21 protein-coding genes are annotated in these 20,805 nt (G+C 58.1%); 5 read left to right on the top strand and 16 right to left on the bottom strand.

Translation table 11 applies throughout. From position 1 onward, the window contains the following. The first annotated feature begins 10 nt into the window (after positions 1-10). Positions 11-1,174, top strand: a complete 1,164-nt coding sequence (gene fadA, locus ACUW6V_RS19990; protein ID WP_004385505.1) for an acetyl-CoA C-acyltransferase FadA — start codon at positions 11-13, stop codon at positions 1,172-1,174. A gap of 135 nt (positions 1,175-1,309) precedes the next feature. Continuing rightward, the gene (locus tag ACUW6V_RS19985; protein WP_004385506.1) at positions 1,310-1,657 is read left to right on the top strand and encodes a hypothetical protein; all 348 of its coding nucleotides are present in this window, start codon (positions 1,310-1,312) and stop codon (positions 1,655-1,657) included. A 27-nt stretch (positions 1,658-1,684) separates the two neighbouring features. Here ACUW6V_RS19985 and fre read toward each other — a convergent pair whose 3' ends face one another. Next, the gene (gene fre, locus ACUW6V_RS19980) at positions 1,685-2,386 is read right to left on the bottom strand and encodes an NAD(P)H-flavin reductase (protein ID WP_007891415.1); all 702 of its coding nucleotides are present in this window, start codon (positions 2,384-2,386) and stop codon (positions 1,685-1,687) included. A gap of 45 nt (positions 2,387-2,431) precedes the next feature. Continuing rightward, positions 2,432-3,916: a 4-hydroxy-3-polyprenylbenzoate decarboxylase gene (gene ubiD, locus ACUW6V_RS19975; RefSeq protein WP_142970160.1), complete on the bottom strand. Its 1,485-nt coding sequence runs from the start codon at positions 3,914-3,916 to the stop codon at positions 2,432-2,434. Positions 3,917-4,099: 183 nt separating this feature from the next. Here ubiD and rfaH point away from each other — a divergent pair, with 183 nt between their 5' ends. Further along, complete coding sequence (rfaH, locus tag ACUW6V_RS19970) at positions 4,100-4,588, top strand: transcription/translation regulatory transformer protein RfaH (protein WP_007766492.1); 489 nt, start codon at positions 4,100-4,102, stop codon at positions 4,586-4,588. Positions 4,589-4,635: 47 nt separating this feature from the next. Here rfaH and ACUW6V_RS19965 read toward each other — a convergent pair whose 3' ends face one another. The 10 genes from ACUW6V_RS19965 to udp all read right to left on the bottom strand — a co-directional run bounded on the left by ACUW6V_RS19965 (position 4,636) and on the right by udp (position 13,026). Next, positions 4,636-4,968: a glycine zipper family protein gene (locus ACUW6V_RS19965; RefSeq protein WP_454038810.1), complete on the bottom strand. Its 333-nt coding sequence runs from the start codon at positions 4,966-4,968 to the stop codon at positions 4,636-4,638. 123 nt (positions 4,969-5,091) lie between these two features. Next, the gene (gene tatD, locus ACUW6V_RS19960; protein WP_171966536.1) at positions 5,092-5,895 is read right to left on the bottom strand and encodes a 3'-5' ssDNA/RNA exonuclease TatD; all 804 of its coding nucleotides are present in this window, start codon (positions 5,893-5,895) and stop codon (positions 5,092-5,094) included. A 28-nt stretch (positions 5,896-5,923) separates the two neighbouring features. Continuing rightward, positions 5,924-6,685, bottom strand: a complete 762-nt coding sequence (tatC, locus tag ACUW6V_RS19955; protein ID WP_012126027.1) for a Sec-independent protein translocase subunit TatC — start codon at positions 6,683-6,685, stop codon at positions 5,924-5,926. Position 6,686: 1 nt separating this feature from the next. After that, positions 6,687-7,247 carry a Sec-independent protein translocase protein TatB gene (gene tatB, locus ACUW6V_RS19950; protein WP_097569816.1) on the bottom strand — a complete coding sequence of 187 codons (561 nt, stop codon included), beginning with the start codon at positions 7,245-7,247 and terminating at the stop codon, positions 6,687-6,689. Positions 7,248-7,250: 3 nt separating this feature from the next. After that, positions 7,251-7,514: a Sec-independent protein translocase subunit TatA gene (gene tatA, locus ACUW6V_RS19945; RefSeq protein WP_007704573.1), complete on the bottom strand. Its 264-nt coding sequence runs from the start codon at positions 7,512-7,514 to the stop codon at positions 7,251-7,253. A 78-nt stretch (positions 7,515-7,592) separates the two neighbouring features. Next, complete coding sequence (gene ubiB / locus ACUW6V_RS19940; RefSeq protein WP_087600384.1) at positions 7,593-9,233, bottom strand: ubiquinone biosynthesis regulatory protein kinase UbiB; 1,641 nt, start codon at positions 9,231-9,233, stop codon at positions 7,593-7,595. Beyond that, positions 9,230-9,835: a ubiquinone biosynthesis protein UbiJ gene (ubiJ, locus tag ACUW6V_RS19935; RefSeq protein ID WP_004385517.1), complete on the bottom strand. Its 606-nt coding sequence runs from the start codon at positions 9,833-9,835 to the stop codon at positions 9,230-9,232. Before ubiJ ends, ubiB begins: the two co-directional genes overlap by 4 nt. 11 nt (positions 9,836-9,846) lie before the next feature. After that, positions 9,847-10,602 carry a bifunctional demethylmenaquinone methyltransferase/2-methoxy-6-polyprenyl-1,4-benzoquinol methylase UbiE gene (gene ubiE, locus ACUW6V_RS19930; protein WP_004385518.1) on the bottom strand — a complete coding sequence of 252 codons (756 nt, stop codon included), beginning with the start codon at positions 10,600-10,602 and terminating at the stop codon, positions 9,847-9,849. Positions 10,603-10,691: 89 nt separating this feature from the next. Continuing rightward, positions 10,692-12,125: a DNA recombination protein RmuC gene (rmuC, locus tag ACUW6V_RS19925; RefSeq protein ID WP_041460625.1), complete on the bottom strand. Its 1,434-nt coding sequence runs from the start codon at positions 12,123-12,125 to the stop codon at positions 10,692-10,694. 145 nt (positions 12,126-12,270) lie between these two features. Next, a complete protein-coding gene (udp, locus tag ACUW6V_RS19920) occupies positions 12,271-13,026 on the bottom strand; it encodes a uridine phosphorylase (protein WP_004385520.1) in 756 nt (251 codons plus the stop codon). 259 nt (positions 13,027-13,285) lie between these two features. Between udp and ACUW6V_RS19915 the strand changes: the two genes are divergently transcribed. After that, positions 13,286-14,104, top strand: a complete 819-nt coding sequence (locus tag ACUW6V_RS19915) for a dienelactone hydrolase family protein (protein ID WP_012126032.1) — start codon at positions 13,286-13,288, stop codon at positions 14,102-14,104. Between the two features lie 418 nt (positions 14,105-14,522). Here the strand turns inward: ACUW6V_RS19915 and metE are convergent, their stop codons facing one another. After that, positions 14,523-16,784, bottom strand: a complete 2,262-nt coding sequence (gene metE / locus ACUW6V_RS19910) for a 5-methyltetrahydropteroyltriglutamate--homocysteine S-methyltransferase (RefSeq protein ID WP_454038809.1) — start codon at positions 16,782-16,784, stop codon at positions 14,523-14,525. 276 nt (positions 16,785-17,060) lie between these two features. On the opposite strand from metE, the gene metR reads away from it, so the two are divergent. Further along, positions 17,061-18,014, top strand: a complete 954-nt coding sequence (gene metR / locus ACUW6V_RS19905; protein ID WP_012126034.1) for an HTH-type transcriptional regulator MetR — start codon at positions 17,061-17,063, stop codon at positions 18,012-18,014. Here the strand turns inward: metR and ACUW6V_RS19900 are convergent. The 3 genes from ACUW6V_RS19900 to pldB form a co-directional block, all read right to left on the bottom strand. Then, on the bottom strand, positions 17,902-18,801 hold the full coding sequence (locus ACUW6V_RS19900) for a carboxylate/amino acid/amine transporter (RefSeq protein ID WP_088278170.1): 900 nt from the start codon (positions 18,799-18,801) through the stop codon (positions 17,902-17,904). The two genes, metR and ACUW6V_RS19900, sit on opposite strands and share 113 nt — an antisense overlap. Positions 18,802-18,912: 111 nt before the next feature. Further along, positions 18,913-19,713, bottom strand: a complete 801-nt coding sequence (gene yigL / locus ACUW6V_RS19895; protein ID WP_004388405.1) for a sugar/pyridoxal phosphate phosphatase YigL — start codon at positions 19,711-19,713, stop codon at positions 18,913-18,915. Between the two features lie 49 nt (positions 19,714-19,762). Next, positions 19,763-20,755 (bottom strand): lysophospholipase L2, encoded by a 993-nt coding sequence (pldB, locus tag ACUW6V_RS19890; protein WP_032968542.1) that lies wholly within the window; start codon positions 20,753-20,755, stop codon positions 19,763-19,765. Positions 20,756-20,805 lie beyond the last annotated feature (50 nt).

Raw genomic sequence — 20,805 nt, 5'->3', positions numbered from 1 at the left:
GGAGTGACGAATGGAAAAGGTTGTAATTGTTGATGCTATCCGCACCCCGATGGGCCGTTCCAAAGGCGGCGCGTTCCGTCAGGTGCGCGCGGAAGATCTTTCCGCACACCTGATGCGCAGCCTGCTGTCGCGTAACCCGCAACTGGAAGCCAGCGCTATCGACGACATCTATTGGGGCTGCGTGCAGCAGACGCTGGAGCAGGGTTTTAACATCGCCCGCAACGCCGCGTTGCTGGCGGAAATCCCGCACAGCGTGCCCGCGGTGACGGTCAACCGTCTGTGCGGTTCGTCAATGCAGGCGCTGCACGACGCCGCGCGGATGATCATGACCGGTGACGCCAGCGTTTGTCTGGTGGGCGGCGTGGAACACATGGGCCATGTGCCGATGAACCACGGCGTCGATTTTCATCCGGGCTTAAGCCGTAACGTCGCGAAAGCCGCGGGCATGATGGGGCTAACGGCGGAGATGCTTTCACGTATGCACGGCATCAGCCGTGAAATGCAGGACGCTTTCGCCGCTCGCTCGCATCAGCGCGCCTGGGCCGCCACACAGGCCGGGCATTTTAAACAGGAAATCATTCCGACCAGCGGCCACGACGCCGACGGCGTGCTTAAGCGCTACGACTTTGACGAAGTGATCCGCCCGGAAACCACCGCCGAAGGGCTGTCGCAGCTGAAACCGGCGTTCGACCCGGCAAACGGTACGGTCACGGCGGGCACCTCGTCAGCGCTCTCCGACGGCGCGGCGGCGATGCTGGTCATGAGCGAATCGCGCGCCCGTGAACTCGGCCTGACCCCGCGCGCCCGTATCCGTTCTATGGCGGTAGTAGGCTGCGATCCGTCGATTATGGGTTACGGCCCGGTGCCCGCCTCGAAGCTGGCGCTGAAAAAAGCCGGTCTGACCGCGAGCGATATCGATCTGTTTGAGATGAACGAAGCCTTTGCCGCGCAGATCCTGCCCTGCATTAAAGATCTGGGCCTGATGGAGCAGATCGACGAGAAGATCAACCTTAACGGCGGCGCGATAGCGCTCGGCCACCCGCTTGGCTGCTCCGGCGCGCGTATCAGCACCACGCTGATTAACCTGATGGAGCGCCGCGACGCCGAGCTTGGCCTTGCCACGATGTGTATTGGCCTGGGCCAGGGCATCGCGACGGTCTTTGAGCGGGTGTGAGTCAGACAACGCGCCTGGTATCAGGCGCATTGGTGAAAAGTTTAGTTGCCGTTCTTCCCGCCTGTCAGGGGCGGGTTTTTTATTTTCCACATTTGTGCCAGGCTTTTTTAACGACTCTACACTTCAGGGAAAACTATGAAGGGATGCTTTATCTTCGCGCCGCTTGCCGCTGCGCTTTTTTGCACCACTTCTGCACGGGCAGAGCTGTCGGAGGAGACGCTGGCGCAGCGTTGCCTGACCTCGCTTATCAACACATGGCAGGATCACGCGTATATGCAAAAAGTCCTGACTGAATCGCGCGTTGTACCGGAAAGCGTGGTGGTGGAACGGTATGACGAAAACGTTGGCCAACAGCATATCGCGACCCAGCTCACCGCGAAGCTCGATCATCCAGTGCGCAAAAACATTACGCTGCTTTGCCTGCTGGAAAACGATAAACCGTTATATGTCTGGTCAGGAAAGGAGATTGCCGCCAGCCCGTAAACAGGGCTGGCGTTATGCGGGCACGACTCAGATAAACGCGAAAGCGTCGCCGAACAGGCGGTCTTCGCGCGCGGCGCGCTCGTTGCAGAAGAGGTCGCGGGCGATCTTCGCCATCTCGAAACGTCCGGCGATGTAGATATCGTGTCCGGCAAGCGTACCGAAATCCTGCATCACTGCCGTCAGTACCGTGCCGCTACGACCGCGCCACGTCTCATCCGGCTGCTCGACCACCGGCACAATCTTCAGGTTCGGGTGATCAACCGACAGCGCTTCCAGCTCTGACAGATCGTAAAGGTGTTTCTCTTCGCGGCCGCCCCAGTAAATCGTGATATCGCGATTCGGGTTGCGCGCCAGCGCCGTCAGCAGAATCGAACGCGCGTAGGAGAACCCCGTACCGCCGGCAATCAGGATCAGCGGACGCTCTTCGTCGTCGCGCAGCCAGGCGTCACCATGCGGAATATCGACCACGATTTCACGCTCTTTGAGAATGCGATCCATCACCGCCATCGCGTAGAGGTTAAGTTCCGACGCGCCGATATGCAGTTCGATAAAGCCCTGCTCATCCGGCGTGGAGGCCATAGAAAAAGGGCGCTTGTCCCGCTCATCCATTACCACCATCAGGTACTGACCTGCGCGAAACGAAAAGGCCGCTTCCGGCACTAAACGAACGCGATAAACGGTATCCGTGATGGCTTCTACCGAGGTCACTTTACAGCTTAAGGTTGTCATGCGTTCCCTCTGTCGGGTCAATAATGCAACTGCAACGGCGGCGCGTCAGGCGCCTTTTCCGTCATGAAAAATCGCGAGCTCATCCCAGATAGCGTCGATACGCGCCGTCACGCTGGGATCTTTCTTGATGGGGGTTCCCCACTCGCGCTGCGTTTCGCCCGGCCATTTGTTGGTCGCGTCGAGGCCCATTTTGGAGCCAAGTCCCGATACCGGCGAGGCGAAATCCAGATAATCGATCGGCGTGTTCTCCACCATCATCGTGTCGCGCGCCGGGTCCATGCGCGTGGTGATCGCCCAGATCACATCGTTCCAGTCGCGCGCGTTAATGTCATCATCACAAACGATCACGAACTTGGTATACATGAACTGGCGCAGGAATGACCAGACGCCCATCATCACGCGCTTCGCGTGGCCCGCGTACTGCTTACGCATGGTCACGACGGCAAGCCGGTACGAGCACCCTTCCGGCGGAAGATAAAAATCCACGATTTCCGGGAACTGTTTTTGCAGGATAGGCACCAGCACTTCATTGAGCGCCACGCCCAGCACCGCAGGTTCATCTGGCGGGCGGCCCGTATAGGTCGAGTGATAAATCGCGTTTTCACGCTGCGTCACATGCGTCACGGTAAAGACCGGGAAGTTATCTATCTCATTATAGTAACCGGTGTGATCGCCATATGGGCCTTCCGGTGCCATTTCGCCGGGTTCAATATAGCCTTCCAGCACGATTTCGGCGCTGGCCGGGATCTCAAGGTCGTTAGAAAGACACTTCACCACTTCGGTTTTGGTGCCGCGCAGCAGGCCCGCAAACGCGTATTCGGAGAGCGTATCCGGCACCGGCGTGACCGCGCCAAGAATCGTCGCCGGGTCAGCGCCCAGCGCAACAGCGACCGGGAAGCGTTCGCCCGGATGCGCCTGGCACCACTCCTGGAAATCAAGCGCGCCGCCGCGATGCGACAGCCAGCGCATAATGAGTTTGTTTTTACCGATGAGCTGCTGGCGATAGATGCCCAGATTCTGGCGCTCTTTATGCGGGCCGCGAGTGACCGTCAGGCCCCACGTAATAAGCGGCGCGGCGTCATCCGGCCAGCACTGCATGATGGGAATGCGGTTCAGGTCGACTTCATCGCCCTGCCACACTTTCTCCTGACAAGGCGCGTTACGCAGGCGCTTCGTCGGCATGTTCAGCACTTGCTTAAACTGCGGCAGCTTGTCGAAAAGATCGCGGAATCCGCGCGGCGGCTCCGGCTCTTTCAGAAACGCCAGCAACTTGCCGACTTCACGCAGCGCGGAGATATCCTCCTGCCCCATGCCCATCGCCACGCGTTTCGGCGTGCCAAACAGATTGCAGAGCACCGGCATGGTATGGCCTTTCGGGTTCTCAAACAGCAGCGCCGGGCCACCCGCGCGCAATGTGCGGTCGGCAATTTCCGTCATCTCCAGGTAAGGATCGACAGGCAATGTAATGCGCTTGAGTTCGCCTTGCTGCTCCAGCAGCGCCAGAAAATCGCGTAGGTCGTGGTATTTCATGCAGTTATTCGTGGCTTTAAAATAAGCTTTTTATTATACGGTGTTCGCCGCAGGCATGCCGTAATTTTGTTAAATTAACGTGAATCATCACCACAGGCTATAGCACTGCGCGGTATAATGCCCTTAGCGATCCTGAGGTGGTTTTGTTATGCTGGCGCGTCCGGCCATGTAAGAAGAGTCATTATGCAATCCTGGTATTTACTGTACTGTAAACGCGGGCAGCTTCAGCGCGCTAAAGAGCACCTTGAACGACAGTCGGTGAACTGCCTTACGCCAATGATTACGCTTGAAAAAATGGTACGAGGCAGACGCACCTCCGTCAGCGAGCCGCTGTTTCCGAACTACCTTTTCGTTCGCTTTGACCCGGAAGATATTCATACCACGACGATAAGCTCCACCCGCGGCGTCAGCCATTTCGTTCGTTTTGGTTCGCACCCGGCCGTGGTGCCGCAGACGGTCATCGAGCAGTTGCTCGACTGGCACCCGGAAAACGTGACTGATCCGGATACGCCGCATACCGGCGATATGGTGGTGATTACCGAAGGCGCGTTTGAAGGGTTGCAGGCAATTTTTACCGAGCCCGATGGCGAAGCCCGTTCTATGTTGCTGCTGAATTTGCTGAACAAGCAGGTGCTGCAAAGCGTGAAGAACACCGAATTCCGTAAGGTCTGACGCGCAACGCAGACAGCAAAACGGCGGCTCAGTGCCGCCGTTTGTCATTAGTGCGTCGCTTCGCCAATAACGCCGCCCGCGCCTGCGCCAACCGCTGCGCCTTTCAGCACGCTTTTCCCGGTTGCCGCGGCAACGCCCGCGCCCACGACCGCACCCGCAACGCCACCTTTACGCGCCGCTTTGCCTTTATCGCCCTTTTTCAGCATCGCGCTGGTGCCTGCGCCAATGACCGCGCCGCCTACGGCGCTTTTGACATCTTTGCCTGCAATGGCACCCGCTGTCGCGCCAAGCACCGCGCCGGTCGCCGTTTTATCCATCGCCATCACCGGCGCGCTGGTGAGCAGCATCAGTGTCACAATGCCCGTAATTGTCTTTTTCATTATTGTCCCTCAGCTGTGTAATACAGGGGAAATCCCCGGCGGGAAGCATATCACCGGGCTTTGAGAGGGAAAGGCACCAGCAGCGTGCAAAAATCCACACTCTGCCGGTTTCAGCAGGCAGCGTTACGCAGGCGACGCGTTTTTCAGAAACAGACGGGCGGCATTGGCATCCGTCGTGGCCTCAAGCCAGGCGGGATCTTCACCGCGCCACTGCGCGACTTGCTTAAGAATATGCGGCAGCCAGCATGGCTCGTTGCGACGCGATTTTGGCCTGGGGGCGAGATCCCGAGGCAGCAGATAAGGCGCGTCTGTTTCCAGCAGCAGGCGATCGGCGGGAATAACCGGCAGCAGGGCGCGTAGTTCAAGCCCGCGACGCTCGTCGCAAACCCAGCCGGTAATACCGAGGTAAAGCCCGCGTGCCATTGTCTCCCGCGCCTCTTGTTCCGTGCCGGTAAAGCAGTGCAGTACCGCGCCCGGCAGTTTATCGAGCCAAGGATCGAGCAGCGCAAGAAAGCGCGCATGGGCATCGCGACAGTGCAAAAACACCGGCAGCGCCAGCTCTGCCGCCAGCCGCAACTGTTCTGTAAAGGCATGCTCCTGTTCGGCAGGCGTTGAAAAATTCCGGTTGAAATCGAGCCCGCATTCGCCAATCGCCACGACCTGCGCCTCCCCTGCGAGCGCACGCAGCCGCGCCGCGCTTTCATCATTCCAGGTACTGGCGTCGTGCGGGTGAACGCCCGCGGTCGACCAGCAGCCCTCGTAACGCCTGGCGAATGCGCAAGCCTTTTCGCTTTCTTCAAGCGACGTGCCGGTAAAGAGCATATTGCTGACGCCTGCCGCACGGGCGCGGGCGATCATCTCATCCCTGTCATGGTCAAACTGAGAGCTGGTTATATTCAGGCCAATATCAAACATTGCGCTTTCCATATGAAAACCGCCCTGACGGGCGGTTACGTTATTCTTCTGCTTCTTCTTCGGCATCCTGCTCTCGCGGACGCCGTTTACCGACGTAAAAGCGCGAGAAGAAAATCCCGACTTCAAACAGGCAGTACATCGGTATCGCCAGCAGCGTTTGCGAGAACACATCCGGCGGCGTGAGCAGCATGCCGACGACGAACGCGCCGACCAGCACATACGGGCGTTTGGCACGCAAGTCCTGCGGCGTGGTCACGCCCATCCAGCACAGCAAGACGATGGCGACCGGCACTTCAAACGACACGCCGAAGGCCATAAACAGCGCCATGACGAAATCGAGATAGCTGGTGATATCGGTCGACACCACAACGCCGACAGGCGCGGTTTTCGTTAAGAAGCCGAACGCCAGCGGGAACACCACGAAATAGGCGAAGGCCATACCGATATAAAACAGCAGCGTACTGGAAACCAGCAGCGGGATAATCAGGCGTCGCTCATGCGTGTACAGCGCCGGGGCGACAAACGCCCAGACCTGATACAAAATCACCGGTGCGGAGAGGATCACCGACACCATCATGGTCAGCTTGATAGGCGTGAAAAACGGCGACGCCACGTCGGTGGCAATCATGCTGGCACCGTGCGGCATCTGGCTTATCAGCGGGGCAGCGACCAGCTGATAGATATCGTTGGCGAAGTAAACCAGCGCCAGAAAAATCACCAGCACCGCGACAATGCAGTTCAGCAGTCGCTTACGCAGTTCAATCAGATGACTGATTAGGGGTTGGGTATCTTCAACAGCCATGTCAGGATTTATCACTCACGGTGGATGCGGCTTCAGGTTTACGCGTGCTGGCGGACGCGTCCGGCGACGTATCAACGCCATTTTCAGGCTCGACAGGCGCTGCCCCGGTCTCTTCCGTGTGCGCCGTCTCCGTCACAGGCTTCTGCGCAGGTGACTGCGCCTGATGCTCAGCTTTCGCTGGCGTAACGCCTTCATGCTGCGCTTCGTTGCCTTTCACCAGCGGATTATGAATGGTGTGGGCGTCGTCGCTCGCTTTTTCCGGATCGTTAACGCTGTAAGAGCGCTTCATCGATTCCGCCGCTTCGCGCAGTTCGTCCATCGACGCTTTCAGCTCTGGCGTCAGGTTATCGATGCTCGCTTTTTCCACTTTCTTCAGGCTTTCCTGAAACTCCTGAAGCTTAAGCTCCTGGGTCAGTTCATTCTGCACGGTGGTTGCAAGCGATCGCAGCGCACGAACCCAGCCTGCAACCGTGCGGACAGCCACAGGCAAACGCTGCGGCCCCAGCACGATAAGCCCGATAACAAAAACCAGCAGCAGTTCGCCAAAACCAATATCAAACACGGATTACACCTGCTCTTTATCACGTTTTTTCGCGTCGTCAGCGGTGACGTCGCTTTTGGTTTCGCCGATTTGTTTATCCTGCGCGGAAGGCGCGGTGAAATCCGCATCCTGTTGATGCTTTTGTTTGTCGTCGTCACCCATCGCTTTTTTAAAGCCTTTGATGGATTCACCAAGGTCAGAGCCCAGCGAGCGTAACTTTTTGGTGCCAAAAAGCAGAACAACCAGAACCGCGATAATCAATAACTGCCAGATACTGATGCCACCCATACATTTCCTCAGTTACCAGTGATAATGGTATTCATCAGGCCACAGTATACCTGTGGCCGTTTCATAACAATGCCTGCGCTAGTCGGTACGCCGCCAGCCGATAAGCCAGACGAGAATACCGCCTGCCATCAGCCATCCGGGCGACATGCCCCAGTCAGGACGGTTGATAAAGAGCAGCGTGCTGCTCAGCATTAGCGTGGCGCCAATGCCGAACAGATAGCGCGACTGCCCTTGCTTTACACGATGCTCCTGCAGCTCATGGGCAATCTTATCAACACTTTGTTGCAGTTGTTTGCCTTGCCGCAGGCTGTTGTAGACCAGTTCAGGAATTTCCGGGATTTTTTCCGCCCAGAATGGCGCTTTCTCTTTAAAGGAGCGCACCAGCGCCGGGAAGCCCACCTGATCTTTGATCCAGGTTTCCAGAAAAGGTTTCGCCGTTTTCCACAAATCGAGCTGCGGATAGAGCTGACGCCCTACGCCCTCAATGTACAGCAGCGTTTTTTGCAGCAGCACCAGCTGCGGCTGCACTTCCATATTAAAGCGGCGCGCGGTGTTAAAGAGATTCAGCAGCACGTGGCCAAACGAGATTTCCGCAAGCGGCTTTTCAAAAATAGGTTCGCAAACGGTACGAATGGCGGATTCGAACTCTTCTACATTGGTATCCGGCGGCACCCAGCCCGAATCCACATGCAGCTCCGCCACGCGGCGATAGTCGCGGTTGAAGAAAGCGATAAAGTTTTCCGCCAGATAGCGCTTATCTTCTTTATTGAGCGAGCCCACGATGCCGCAGTCGATGCCAATGTATTGCGGATCGTGCGGGTGATCGTGGCTGACAAAAATATTCCCCGGATGCATATCACCGTGGAAAAAGCTATCGCGGAAAACCTGGGTGAAGAACACCTGAACACCGCGCTCAGCCAGCAGTTTCATGTCGGTGCCGTTGGCTTCCAGCGCCGCGACGTCATTGACCGGGATGCCATAGATGCGTTCCATGACCATCATCGTCGGGCTGCAGTAGTCCGAATAGACTTCCGGCACGTAGAGCATGGGGCTGTTTTCGAAATTACGGCGCAGCTGAATGGCGTTTGCCGCTTCGCGCAGAAGATCGAGTTCATCCAGCAGCGTTTTTTCATACTCGCGCACCACTTCCATCGGGCGCAGGCGGCGACCATCCGGCAGCAGGCGCGGCACCCAGCGCGCGAGACGGTAGATAAGCTTCATATCCGCCTTGATGACCGGCAGGATATCGGGGCGGATCACCTTGATGACCACCTCTTTGCCGTTCTCTTTCAGCCGGGCGGTGTGCACCTGCGCGATTGAAGCAGAAGCAAGCGGCGTGATATCGAAATCATCAAACCACTCCTCAACGGGACGATCGCCCATGGCTTTTTCGATCTGCTGTTTAGCGAGCTTACCGTCAAAGGGTGCGACCCGATCCTGCAACAGCGCCAGCTGATCGGCGATTACCGGCGGAAAGAGATCGCGACGCGTCGACAGCATCTGACCGAACTTAATCCACACCGGCCCTAGCTCCTGTAACGCCAGACGAAGTCTTGTACCAAGCTCAAGATCTTTGTGCCGGTTCGGCATCCAGAACAGCCCGCGACGCCAGATCCGCAGCGGCAGCGTGAGACGCATGCGCGGAATCAGCTCATCCAGGCCGTAGCTCAGGAACGTTTTGATAATGAAATAAAGGCGCCGAATTTCACCTGGCGTCATTTGCCCTCCAGTTTATCCAACCGTTTGGTTAACGCTTCCAGTTGGCGCTCGACGGCCGAAATCTCTTCGGCAAACCAGGCGATTTCCAGCGCGCCCGGCGCGACGCGCCACTCTTCGGTAATCGCTTCCGCCAGATAGCGCTGATTACGCGTAAAGCCTTTTTGCAGCAGTTGCCCGCCGCGACGCATAACGCGCCCGATGCCTTCCGCGGCGATATCGCCAACCCACGGGGCCAGCAGCCCGGCGGGATCAAATTCGGCCATGTCCATCAGCGCCACAAAATTTTGCACCACCTGCAGATCGCCCTGCACTTCCAGCTCGCCGCTGCGGATAAGCGCAGTCAGCTGCTGGCGGTCCTGGAGCTTCGGCAAAACGGAAAGGCGTGTGATAACGGTACAGTCCGCCTCGCCTTCCCATTTACTGAGCACATCCAGTTGTTGCTCGCTGAACACCAGCACCAGCGGCGTGGAAAGCTCTTCAAGCGTGATGCGCAACACTTTGCCCTGCAAACGCTGGCGCGGCGCTTTCAGCGCGCTCTCGCGGTACAGGAAAGTGTTCAGCGCGCCTTCAATGCCAGCCATCATTAGCGGTGTGAAAGGCATCCGGCACCTCCTCAGAATTTGTAGCCGCGATGCAGCGCTACGATCCCGCCGGTCATGTTGTAGTAGTTGACGTTCTCGAAGCCCGCGTCGTTCATCATCGCTTTAAGGGTTTCCTGATCCGGGTGCATACGGATGGATTCAGCGAGATAACGGTAGCTGCCAGCGTCTTTCGCCACCAGCTCGCCGACGCGCGGCAGAATGTGGAAAGAGTAGGCGTCGTAGGCTTTGTTCAGCGGCTCGAACACCGGTTTGGAGAATTCCAGCACCAGCAGACGGCCACCCGGCTTCAGCACGCGAAACATGGAACGCAGCGCTTTTTCTTTATCGGTGACGTTACGCAGGCCGAAGGAAATCGTGATGCAGTCAAAGGTGTTATCCGGGAACGGCAGCGCTTCCGCGTTGGCCTGGACATACTCGACGTTGCCGACGATGCCGATATTGCGCAGCTTCTCGCGCCCCATTTTCAGCATCGAATCGTTGATATCCGCCAGCACCACTTTGCCGCTCTCACCCACCAGACGGGAGAATTTAGCGGTTAAATCGCCGGTGCCGCCCGCGAGATCCAGGACTTTCTGGCCGCGACGCACGCCACTGCAATCGATAGTGAAGCGCTTCCACAGACGATGAATGCCGAACGACATCAGATCGTTCATGACATCATATTTCGCCGCCACGGAGTGGAAGACCTGCGCCACCATATCCGCTTTTTGCTCTTTCGCTACGGTCTGGAAGCCAAAGTGCGTTGTATCTTGTGAATCTTCAACCATCTCAGTGCCTGCTTATCAAGGAAATGTTTGTGAAGTGTAACAGATTGGCCGCAATTGCCCTACGATTCAAGGCGGCATTAGCGCGCCGCTCAGCGCTCGCCCGCAACGCGAAACGCCGCTAAGTGGCTGTTTTCATCAGGGGCGCTGGCAAGCGCTTCGGCATCGGGGAGCGCAAACGCTTCATCATCCTGCACCGCCTGCTCGGCCAAATCCGGATTAATCTCGCGCTTTACCTCAACGCCCATACCGCGAAACGCCTCCGCCTGCGCAAGCAGGTTGCCGCGCCCGCTGGCGAGTTTTTTCATCGCCTGGCGATAGCTGTCGCTGGCTTTGTCGAGGTTCTGGCCAATGGCGCTCATGTCGTCAACGAACAGCCGCATTTTGTCATACAGGCGGCTGGCGCGATCCGCTATCTGCTGGGCGTTACGGCTTTGATGCTCATAGCGCCAGAGGTTGGAAATGGTGCGCAGCGCCACCAGCAGCGTGGTCGGGCTTACCAGCATGATATTGTTTTTTAACGCCTCGGTGATGAGCTCCGGCTGCTTGTCGATAGCCAGTAAAAAGGCGGGCTCGACCGGGATAAACATCAGCACGTAGTCCAGCGTGCGCAGCCCCGGCAACTGCTGATAATCCTTGCGCCCCAGCAGGCGAATATGATTACGAAGCGAAGCGATGTGTTCGTTCAGCGCCAGCTCGCGGCTGTAGTCATCTTCGGCGTTGAAGTAACGCTCATAGGCCACCAGCGTCATTTTGGCGTCAATCACCACATCCTTGCCCTGCGGCAGACGCACGATGACATCCGGCTGCATACGGCTGCGGTCGGCAAGCTGAATATTAACCTGGGTTTCATACTCATGCCCTTCGCGCAGGCCCGAGGCTTCCAGCACGCGCGCGAGCACCACTTCGCCCCAGTTGCCCTGGGCTTTGTTGTCGCCTTTTAATGCACGAGTAAGGTTGATAGCTTCCTGCGCCATTTGCGCATTCAGTTGCTGGAGATTGCGGATTTCATGAGCCAGCGTGTGGCGCTCGCGTGCCTCCTGGCCGAAGCTTTCCTGCACCTGTCGGCGAAAACCGTCGAGCTGCTCGCGCAGCGGGGAAAGCAGGCCGCTCAGACTCTGGCGATTCTGCTCATCGACCTGACGACGGCTCTGCTCAAAGATACGGTTAGCGAGGTTTTCAAACTGTTCGCTCAGGCGCTGTTCGCTGCTCATCATCTGGCGCAGTTTTTCTTCGGCGTGGACCTGGGTGGCCTCCAGCCGCGTGGTGACTTCGCGCAGATCGGACTCCAGCGAGCTGTTGATCTCCCGCAGGTTGCGCAGTTCGTTATTGAGCAGATCGCACTCATCGCGCCAGTGCTGGTTATGCGCCAGCGCCTCGCGGGCCGCGCTGAGTTCGCCGTAAATATCGCGCTGTTCCGCCAGTAGATCCGCCTTGTACTGGGCGGTTCGCAGCCCTGACATCAGCCAGCCCACCACAACGCCTGCCAGCGCAACCACGGCTAACACCAGATATGAGATTTCCACCACGCCTCCTGCCTGAACTGCTCATCACGCCAGAGGGGATTGTGCTGTACATAATTCCAGACGAAAAGCGTTTTTCTGTAAGGATCGTCAATCCTGCGAGACATTACGCAAAAAGGCCGGCAGAGCGCCGGCCTGAAAGGAGTTATCAGAGAAGGCGGCGCGCCGCCTCTACCACGATTTTCACCGCGTGGCTTTCGGTTTGTTTCATGGTTTCCGCGTTCGGGATCTCTTGCTGGGTGCGGTTGACGATAACGCCCGCCACCATGCCCGCGCGCAGCCCCTGGCTTGAGCACATGGTCAGCAGCGTGGCCGATTCCATTTCATAGTTCATCACGCCCATCGCCTGCCACTCTTTCATGGAGCCGTTAAAGCGGCTGACTACACGGCCAGAGAAGGTGTCGTAGCGCTCCTGGCCCGGATAGAAGGTATCGGAAGAGGCGGTCACGCCGATATGCGTAGTCGCGCCGACCGCTTTGGCCGCTTCCACCAATGCGGTAGTACAGGCGAAATCGGCAACGGCCGGGTATTCCATCGGCGCGAAGTGCAGGCTGGCACCATCAAGGCGTACGGAGGCGGTCGTTACCAGCACGTCGCCGACGTTGATGTGCGGCTGAATAGCGCCAGTGGTGCCCACGCGCAGGAAAGTACGAATGCCAAGCTGCGCCAGCTCTTCTACCGCAATAGACGTTGACGGGCCGCCGATACCGGTGGAGCAGATGATGACCGCTTTGCCATCAAGCTCAGCGCGCCAGGAGGTGAATTCACGGTGGGAGGCCAGTTTGACCGGCTTATCCATCAGCGCGGCGATCTTTTCCACTCGCTCCGGGTCGCCCGGGACAATCGCTAATTCTGCGCCCTGAAGATCGCTTTTTTTAAGGCCGAGGTGAAAAACATCAGACATAGGTGACTCCTCTGTGGGTCGGTTTGTCAGGAGAAGCAAAACGGTACTTTACAGAACCTTTCCGGCGTTTTTCGTGACCGGATTCACTTCAAAAGAAAGGAGTTGCATTAATTTTCCATAATTTCGTGATTATGGTCACATATAGAGCGCATGAATGGAAATCCCGCGCGCCGAATGCCTGCTTTTGCCACCTCCACTCCCGCCACACGCAGGCTATAGTTAGGGATGCGCTAAAACAATAACGGGTACGGAGAATGCCATGACCAACAACACTGACCATCCGGCGGGCTTTGCCGCTGCAGTTTCACCTGTCGCTTCAACGGTAGTGCATACGCCGCAGGATGCCATTATCGCGGGCGAAACCTCGATTCCCACGCAGGGCGAAAATATGCCTGCTTACCACGCCCGCCCGCGCGCTGCTGATGGCCCGCTGCCGGTAGTGATTGTGGTACAGGAGATTTTCGGCGTACATGAACATATTCGCGATATATGCCGTCGCCTGGCGCTGGAAGGGTATCTGGCGGTGGCGCCGGAACTCTATTTCCGTCAGGGCGATCCGAATGAGTATGACGATATTTCGTCGCTGTTGAGCAATCTGGTGTCGAAAGTGCCGGACGCACAGGTGCTGGCGGATCTGGATCATGTGGCAAGCTGGGCGTCACGCAACGGCGGCGACGCGCATCGTCTGATGCTGACCGGTTTTTGCTGGGGCGGGCGTATCGCGTGGCTGTACGCCGCGCATAATCCGCAACTGAAAGCCGCCGTGGCGTGGTATGGCAAGCTGCTGGGCGACAAAACGTTAAACTCACCGAAGCACCCGGTGGATGTCGCTACCGATCTGACCGCGCCAGTGTTGGGACTTTACGGCGCGCAGGATACGGGTATTTCGCTTGAGAGCGTGGAGACCATGCGTCAGGCGCTGCGCGCCGCCAACGCGAAAGCGGAAATTATTGTTTACCCGGACGCGGGCCATGCGTTTAACGCCGATTATCGCCCGAGTTATCACGAGGCATCGGCGAAGGATGGCTGGGAGCGCATGCTGGAGTGGTTCAAAACCTACGGCAGTAAGAAAGGATAAAAAAAGCGCCCGGGAAACCGGGCGTTTTTTGGTGGCGCGGTGGGTGCGCTGCGCTTACCCACCCTACAAAATCACAAACCGCATCACACCGTTTTCTGCGGGTTGCGGTGGGTGCGCTACGCTTACCCACCCTACAAAATCACAAACCGCATCACACCGTTTTCTGCGGGTTGCGGAGGGTGCGCTGCGCTTACCCACCCTACAAAGTCACAAACCGCATCACACCGTTTTCTGCGGGCTTCGGTGGGTGCGCAGGGCTTACCCACCCTACAAAATCATAAACCACACCACACCGTTTTTTCCGGGCTGCGGTGGGTGCGCTGCGCTTACCCATCCTACGTATGACCCACCCTACGCAACGCATAACTGGCCTTATCGTAGGGCGGGTAAGCGTCGCGCACCCGCCATCACAAAACCGTTACGCCTGACGCAGGTTCTGCGCCGCTTTCACCATATTGGCGAGCGCCGCGCGGGTCTCCGGCCAACCGCGGGTTTTCAGGCCGCAATCCGGGTTCACCCACAAACGCTCCTGCGGAATGCGCTGCGCGGCTTTCTTCAGCAGCGCTTCAATCCACGCCACATCCGGCACGTTCGGCGAGTGGATATCATATACGCCCGGCCCGATTTCATTCGGGTATTCAAACTCCTCAAACGACTCCAGCAGCTCCATATCTGAACGTGACGTTTCGATGGTGATCACGTCCGCATCCAGCGCGGCGATAGAATCCATGATGTCGTTGAACTCGCAATAACACATATGAGTGTGGATCTGCGTGTCATCCTTCGCGACCGCCGCGTTCAGGCGGAACGCCTCCACGCCCCAGGCGAGATACGCGTCCCAGTCGCTGCGCTTGAGCGGCAACCCTTCACGCAGCGCCGGTTCGTCAATCTGAATAATGCCGATGCCCGCGGCTTCGAGATCCGCCACTTCGTCACGCAGCGCCAGCGCAATCTGTTTGGCGATAGTTTCGCGCGAGACATCCTCACGCGGGAACGACCAGCAGAGAATAGTCACCGGGCCGGTCAGCATGCCTTTCACCGGTTTGTCGGTCAGCGACTGCGCGTACTTCGCCCACTCGACGGTGATCGGCGCCGGGCGGCTGATGTCGCCGATAACGACCGGCGGCTTCACGCAGCGGGAGCCGTAGCTCTGCACCCAACCGTTCTGGGTGAAGACAAAGCCATCAAGGTGCTCGCCGAAATACTCCACCATGTCGTTACGCTCGGCTTCGCCGTGTACCAGCACATCGAGACCCAGACGCTCCTGCTCGGCGATCACCTGCTTAATATGTTCGGCGATGCCGGTGCGGTAGTTCGCCGCATCGAGATTGCCCTTTTTGAAATCCAGGCGCAGGCCGCGAATTTCGGTCGTCTGCGGGAACGAGCCGATGGTCGTGGTCGGCCAGGACGGCAGGTTAAAGCGGGCGCGCTGCGCTTCGGCGCGTACCGGATACGCATGGGCGCGCTGGCTGTCCTGCGGCGTAATGGCCTTAAGGCGCTGTTCCACCGCCGGGTTATGTACGCGGGCCGAGTGTTTACGGGCCTGAATCGGCGCGCTCCACTGCTCGATTTTTGTTGTGTCGCCGCTGTTCAGCGCATCGCGCAGCAGCGCCAGCTCTTCGCATTTTTGCAGCGCAAAGGCGAACCAGCTTTTCACTTCCGCATCCAGACGCGTTTCGACGCTCAGGTCGATAGGGCTGTGCAGCAGCGAGCAGGACGAGCCCACCCACAGCTCACGCTGGCCTGCGATCGCTTTCAGTTGGGCGTATTTTTCGGTGAGATCGGCGCGCCAGACGTTGCGGCCATTGATAACGCCCGCGGAGAGTAACCACTCCTGCGGCAGGCGGCGATGCAGTTCGTTGACATCGTCATGGCCGTGAACCAGATCGACATGCAGCCCCTGCACCGGCAGCGCGGTGATGGTATCGAGATTATCGGTCACGCCTTCAAAATAGGTGGTGAGCAGCAGTTTGGTCTGGCCTTTCAGCGCCTCGTAGGCCGGTTTAAACGCGTCCAGCCACGCCTGCGGCAGCTCCAGCACCAGCGCCGGTTCATCGATTTGCACCCACTGAATGCCGCGTTTCGCAAGTTCCGCGATCACCTGCTGGTAGACCGGCAGAATGTCGTTAAGCAGGGAAAGACGATCGAACTGTTCGCCCTTCACTTTGCCAAGCCACAGGTAAGTGACGGGCCCGAGCAGTACCGGTTTAACATGGTGACCAAGCGCCAGCGCTTCGTCCACTTCATCCAGCAGCTGCGTCCAGGTGAGGCTGAACTGCTGGCCTTTGGTGAATTCCGGCACCATGTAGTGATAGTTGGTGTTAAACCATTTGGTCATTTCAGCGGCGGCGGCAGGTTCGCCGGTCGGCGCGCGGCCACGACCGATGCGGAACAGCGTGTCGATATCCACCGTGCCGTCCACATTCTGGTGGCGCGCCGGGACGTTGCCGAGCAGCAGGCTGGTGGTCAGAACATGATCGTACCAGGCGAAATCGCCGACCGGCAGCAGATCGATGCCCGCCGCTTTTTGTTGTTCCCAGTGACGGGCGCGCAGCTCGCGGCCCACCGCCAGTAATTCTTCACGGGTGCTTTTGCCCGCCCAGTAGCTCTCTTGCGCTTTTTTCAGCTCGCGACGCAGGCCGACGCGGGGAAAACCGAGGGTGTGGTTATGGATAGTCATGATGTTCTGCCTCTCTTAAAAAGGAATCCCGTGTCAGGAAATAAATCTGTTCGTCTGATTAATTAATCCGCATGTATTTCGGATTTCGGGAAGGGGGCAAGCTGGCGAATCCCCGGGAGCTTACTGAAGTAAGTGACCGGGGTGAGCCAGCGCAGCCAACGCACCAGAAATTCGAAAGACGTCGGATTTGGACGTCCAGATGTTTACACATCCATAATTGGCAGTTACTGTATATTCCTCAAGCGCAAATTATTCATGCTGAAGTGAAGGACATTCATGATCGAGATAAAACACCTGCGAACGCTTCAGGCGCTGCGTAATTGCGGCTCACTGGCGGCGGCGGCGGCATCGCTGCATCAGACCCAATCCGCGCTTTCACACCAGTTCAGCGATCTGGAGCAGCGCCTCGGCTTCCGGTTATTCGTGCGTAAGAGCCAGCCGCTGCGCTTCACGCCGCAGGGCGAGATCCTGTTGCAGCTGGCAGCCCAGGTGTTGCCGCAGATAAGCCGCGCATTGCAGGCGTGCAATGAACCGCAACAGACCCGCCTGCGCATCGCGATTGAGTGTCATAGCTGTATTCAGTGGCTGGCCCCGGCGCTGGAGGCGTTTCGTAAACGCTGGCCGCAGGTGGAGATGGATTTCAAATCGGGCGTGACGTTTGATCCGCAGCCTGCGCTGCAGCAGGACGAACTCGATCTGGTGCTGACGTCAGACATTCTGCCACGCAGCGGCCTGCACTATTCGCCGATGTTTGATTTTGAAGTGCGTCTGGTGGTGGCGCCCGATCATCCGCTGGCGACCAAAACGCAGGTGACGCCGGAGGATTTCGCCAGCGAAACCTTGCTGATTTACCCGGTGCAGCGCAGTCGTCTCGATGTCTGGCGTCACTTTTTACAGCCGGCGGGCGTCAGCCCGACGCTGAAAAGCGTGGATAATACGCTGCTGCTTATCCAGATGGTGTCGGCGCGCATGGGCATCGCCGCGCTGCCGCACTGGGTGGTGGAGAATTTCGAGCGTCAGGGGCTGGTGGTCACACGTGCGCTGGGCGAAGGATTATGGAGCCGGCTGTACGCTGCGGTGCGCGATGGCGAGCAGCGTCAGCCGGTGACGGAGGCGTTTATTCAGCAGGCGCGTCAGCACGCCTGTGATTCCCTTCCGTTTGTGCGGAGCGCGGCGCGACCCAGCGTCGGTGGACCCACAGAGAAGCCACTATCACCGCTCCCCCAATGATAAAGCTCGGCCAGTGGGGCTGCTGCTGCCAGATGGCGAGGTTAACCAGCAGCCCGGCGGGCACATGCATGTTATTCATGATGCCGAGCGTACCGGCGTCCACCTGCGTGGCACCATAGTTCCACATAAAGTAGCCAAGCCCCGAGGCCACCACGCCAAGCCACACCAGAATGCCCCATTGCAGGCCGGTGGTCGGCAGTTTCTGCGGGTTGCCGAGCGCAAACCAGGCGATTACCGCCACCACGAACGCGCCGAGATAGAACCACGAAAACGCGCTGTGCTGCGGCATCGGATGCGTCTCCATCAGGCGTTTATAGCCCACCATACCGATAGCGAAGCTGATATTCGCCAGCTGTACCAGCAGCAGCCCGGTCCAGAAGTGATCGCTCACTTTGTCATAGCGAATAATCGCCGCGCCGATGACCGCAAGCCCGGCGCTTAATGCATAGCCCCAGCGCAGCCGACGGCGGCTCAGCAGATCGTAAATCAGCGTGATATAGAGCGGCGTAAGCACCGTAAACAGCAGGAACTCCGAGACGGTCAGGTAGAGATACGCCCGGAAACTCAGCAGGTACGTCACGCCCAGCTGCAGTGCGCCCACCACCATATAGAGCGCCAGCGTCTTCAGGCTCTGCCCGCGCGCGCGTAAGAAAGGCAGGAAAACCAGCGCCGCCAGCCCGACGCGCATCAACACTGAGAAGTAGCTGTCTACATGGCCCGCCAGGTATTCGCCAATCAGGCTAAAAGAGAACGCCCACAGGATAGTGGTGATGATGAGTAACGCCACAATGATCATCTCAACAGAAAACAAGACGGGCATTGTAGCGAAGGCGCTGGCGAAAAGTTGCACTATTTGGTTGACAAGTGGTTATCGATAAACCACTTGTCACTCGGATGGTTAATCCAGAAACAGTTTACGCAGGTAGTGTGGAACGGCATCTTCAGCGTTGGTGCCGATGACTTCGAGCTCCGGCAGCAGATCTTTCAGGCGCTGGTGCGCGTTGCCCATGATGCAGCCTTTGCCCGCCATGGAGAGCATCTCCGCGTCGTTCATCCCGTCGCCAAACGCGATGCAGGACTCGAGCCCGAAGCCCATCGCTTTAGCAACCGCCTCCAGCGCGTGGCCTTTGGAGACGCCGCCCGCCATGACCTCAAGGCAGGTGAGCGTCGAAAAGCTCACGTTAACGCGATCGCCCCAGCGGGCGTTGATGGCCTGCTCCAGCGGCAGCAGCTTTTCGTGAACGTCGCAGGTGAAGAAGACTTTACTGACGCCCTGCGGCTCCAGCAGCGCCGGTTCAAAGAGCGAATATTTAAAAACCGCTTCTTTAAAATATTTCAGCTCGTCCGGGCGCTCGCGGCTCATAAACCATTCGTCGTCGCGATAGACGTTAGTGATGATATCGGGATTATCGCGCACCACGCCGAACAGATCGGCGGCGATGTCGGTATCAAGGTTATGGGTAAACACCAGATTGCCGTCGGTGTCGTGCACCCGCGCGCCGTTGGAGGTGATCATATAAGCCTTGATCTCCAGGCCGTCGCGGATCTGGCCGACATCGATATGGTGGCGGCCAGTGGCGAACACAAAGTTCACGCCGCGGGCAGTCAGTAATTTGAGCGTTTGTTTGGCAAACGGCGTCAGTGCATGGTCAGGGGCTAAGAGTGTGCCGTCTAAATCAGACGCAACGACCTGATACATAATAAAAAAAACCTCTGGTGGAGCGACCGAACGCTCCGGTCGCGAGTAATCAGTTATGTTCGTCGAAAAAATCGACAATGGCATTCAGCGCTTCGGCGCGCATAGCGTCCTGCTCAAACAGGATCTCATGGTACGCACCTTTGATGACGTAAGGTTTACCCCCCCAACACGGGTGGCCCGCCGCGGCGCGAAGTTCACAGAAGCGGTCGTGCGAGCGGTTATCCACCACACGTTCCAGCTCTGCCTGGAGTAACAATAGCGGCGTGGTGCTGTCGGTGGCCCCCGCCAGCACCTGTTCTCCTGCCTGGATGCCTTCCCGCACCCAGTGATACGTAGGCCCGCCGACGCGCAGCTGCGGTTCATCGGCGTAAAAACGCAAATTGCGCCGGTAGCGCTCGTGGCTGTGCGTCAGCATGTTGAGACTAAAGGGCAGCGGTCGCCAGCGCCCGGTGCCGATAGCGTAACCATCGCGCAGCGACGGATACTCTTCCGCCCAGTCGAGGATCGAGCGCAGCATCCAGTCCGGGAGGCGGATAATAATGCCGAACATCGGCGCGCAGAGCGCCACGGCATCAAATGCTTTTGGGTTACGCAGCAGAAACAGCGTGCCAATCGCGCCCCCCATCGAATGCGCCAGCAGATAGCGTTTCCGCCACGGGCCGGTCGCCACCTCCTGCTGCCAGAAACGTTCGAAATCATCGACATAATCGCTGAAATTCACCACGTGCCCGCGGTGGGTATCTTCCAGCAGCCGCCCGGAACGCCCCTGCCCGCGGTGGTCGATAATCAGCACATCAAACCCGCAGTGGAACAGATCGTATGCCAGTTCCGCATACTTAACGTAGGTTTCGATACGGCCGGGGCAGACGACGATAACGCGATCGTGGTTTTCCGCACGAAAACGCACAAAGCGCACCGGAATATTATCGACGCCCAAAAACTCATCTTCTTCGCGCTGTTGCCAGAAATCCGTCAGCGCGCCCATGGTGAACGCCGCGAATCCGGCTTCCCGTGAAAACCAACTGTTCCTGTGTCTGGTCATGGTCCTTATTGCTCCGCATCCACGCCTGTCCGGGCTTTTTTGTGATTCGT

The organism is Cronobacter sp. 153480017-3, assembly GCF_053627815.1.
This window is presented reverse-complemented; position numbering and strand designations above follow the sequence as displayed.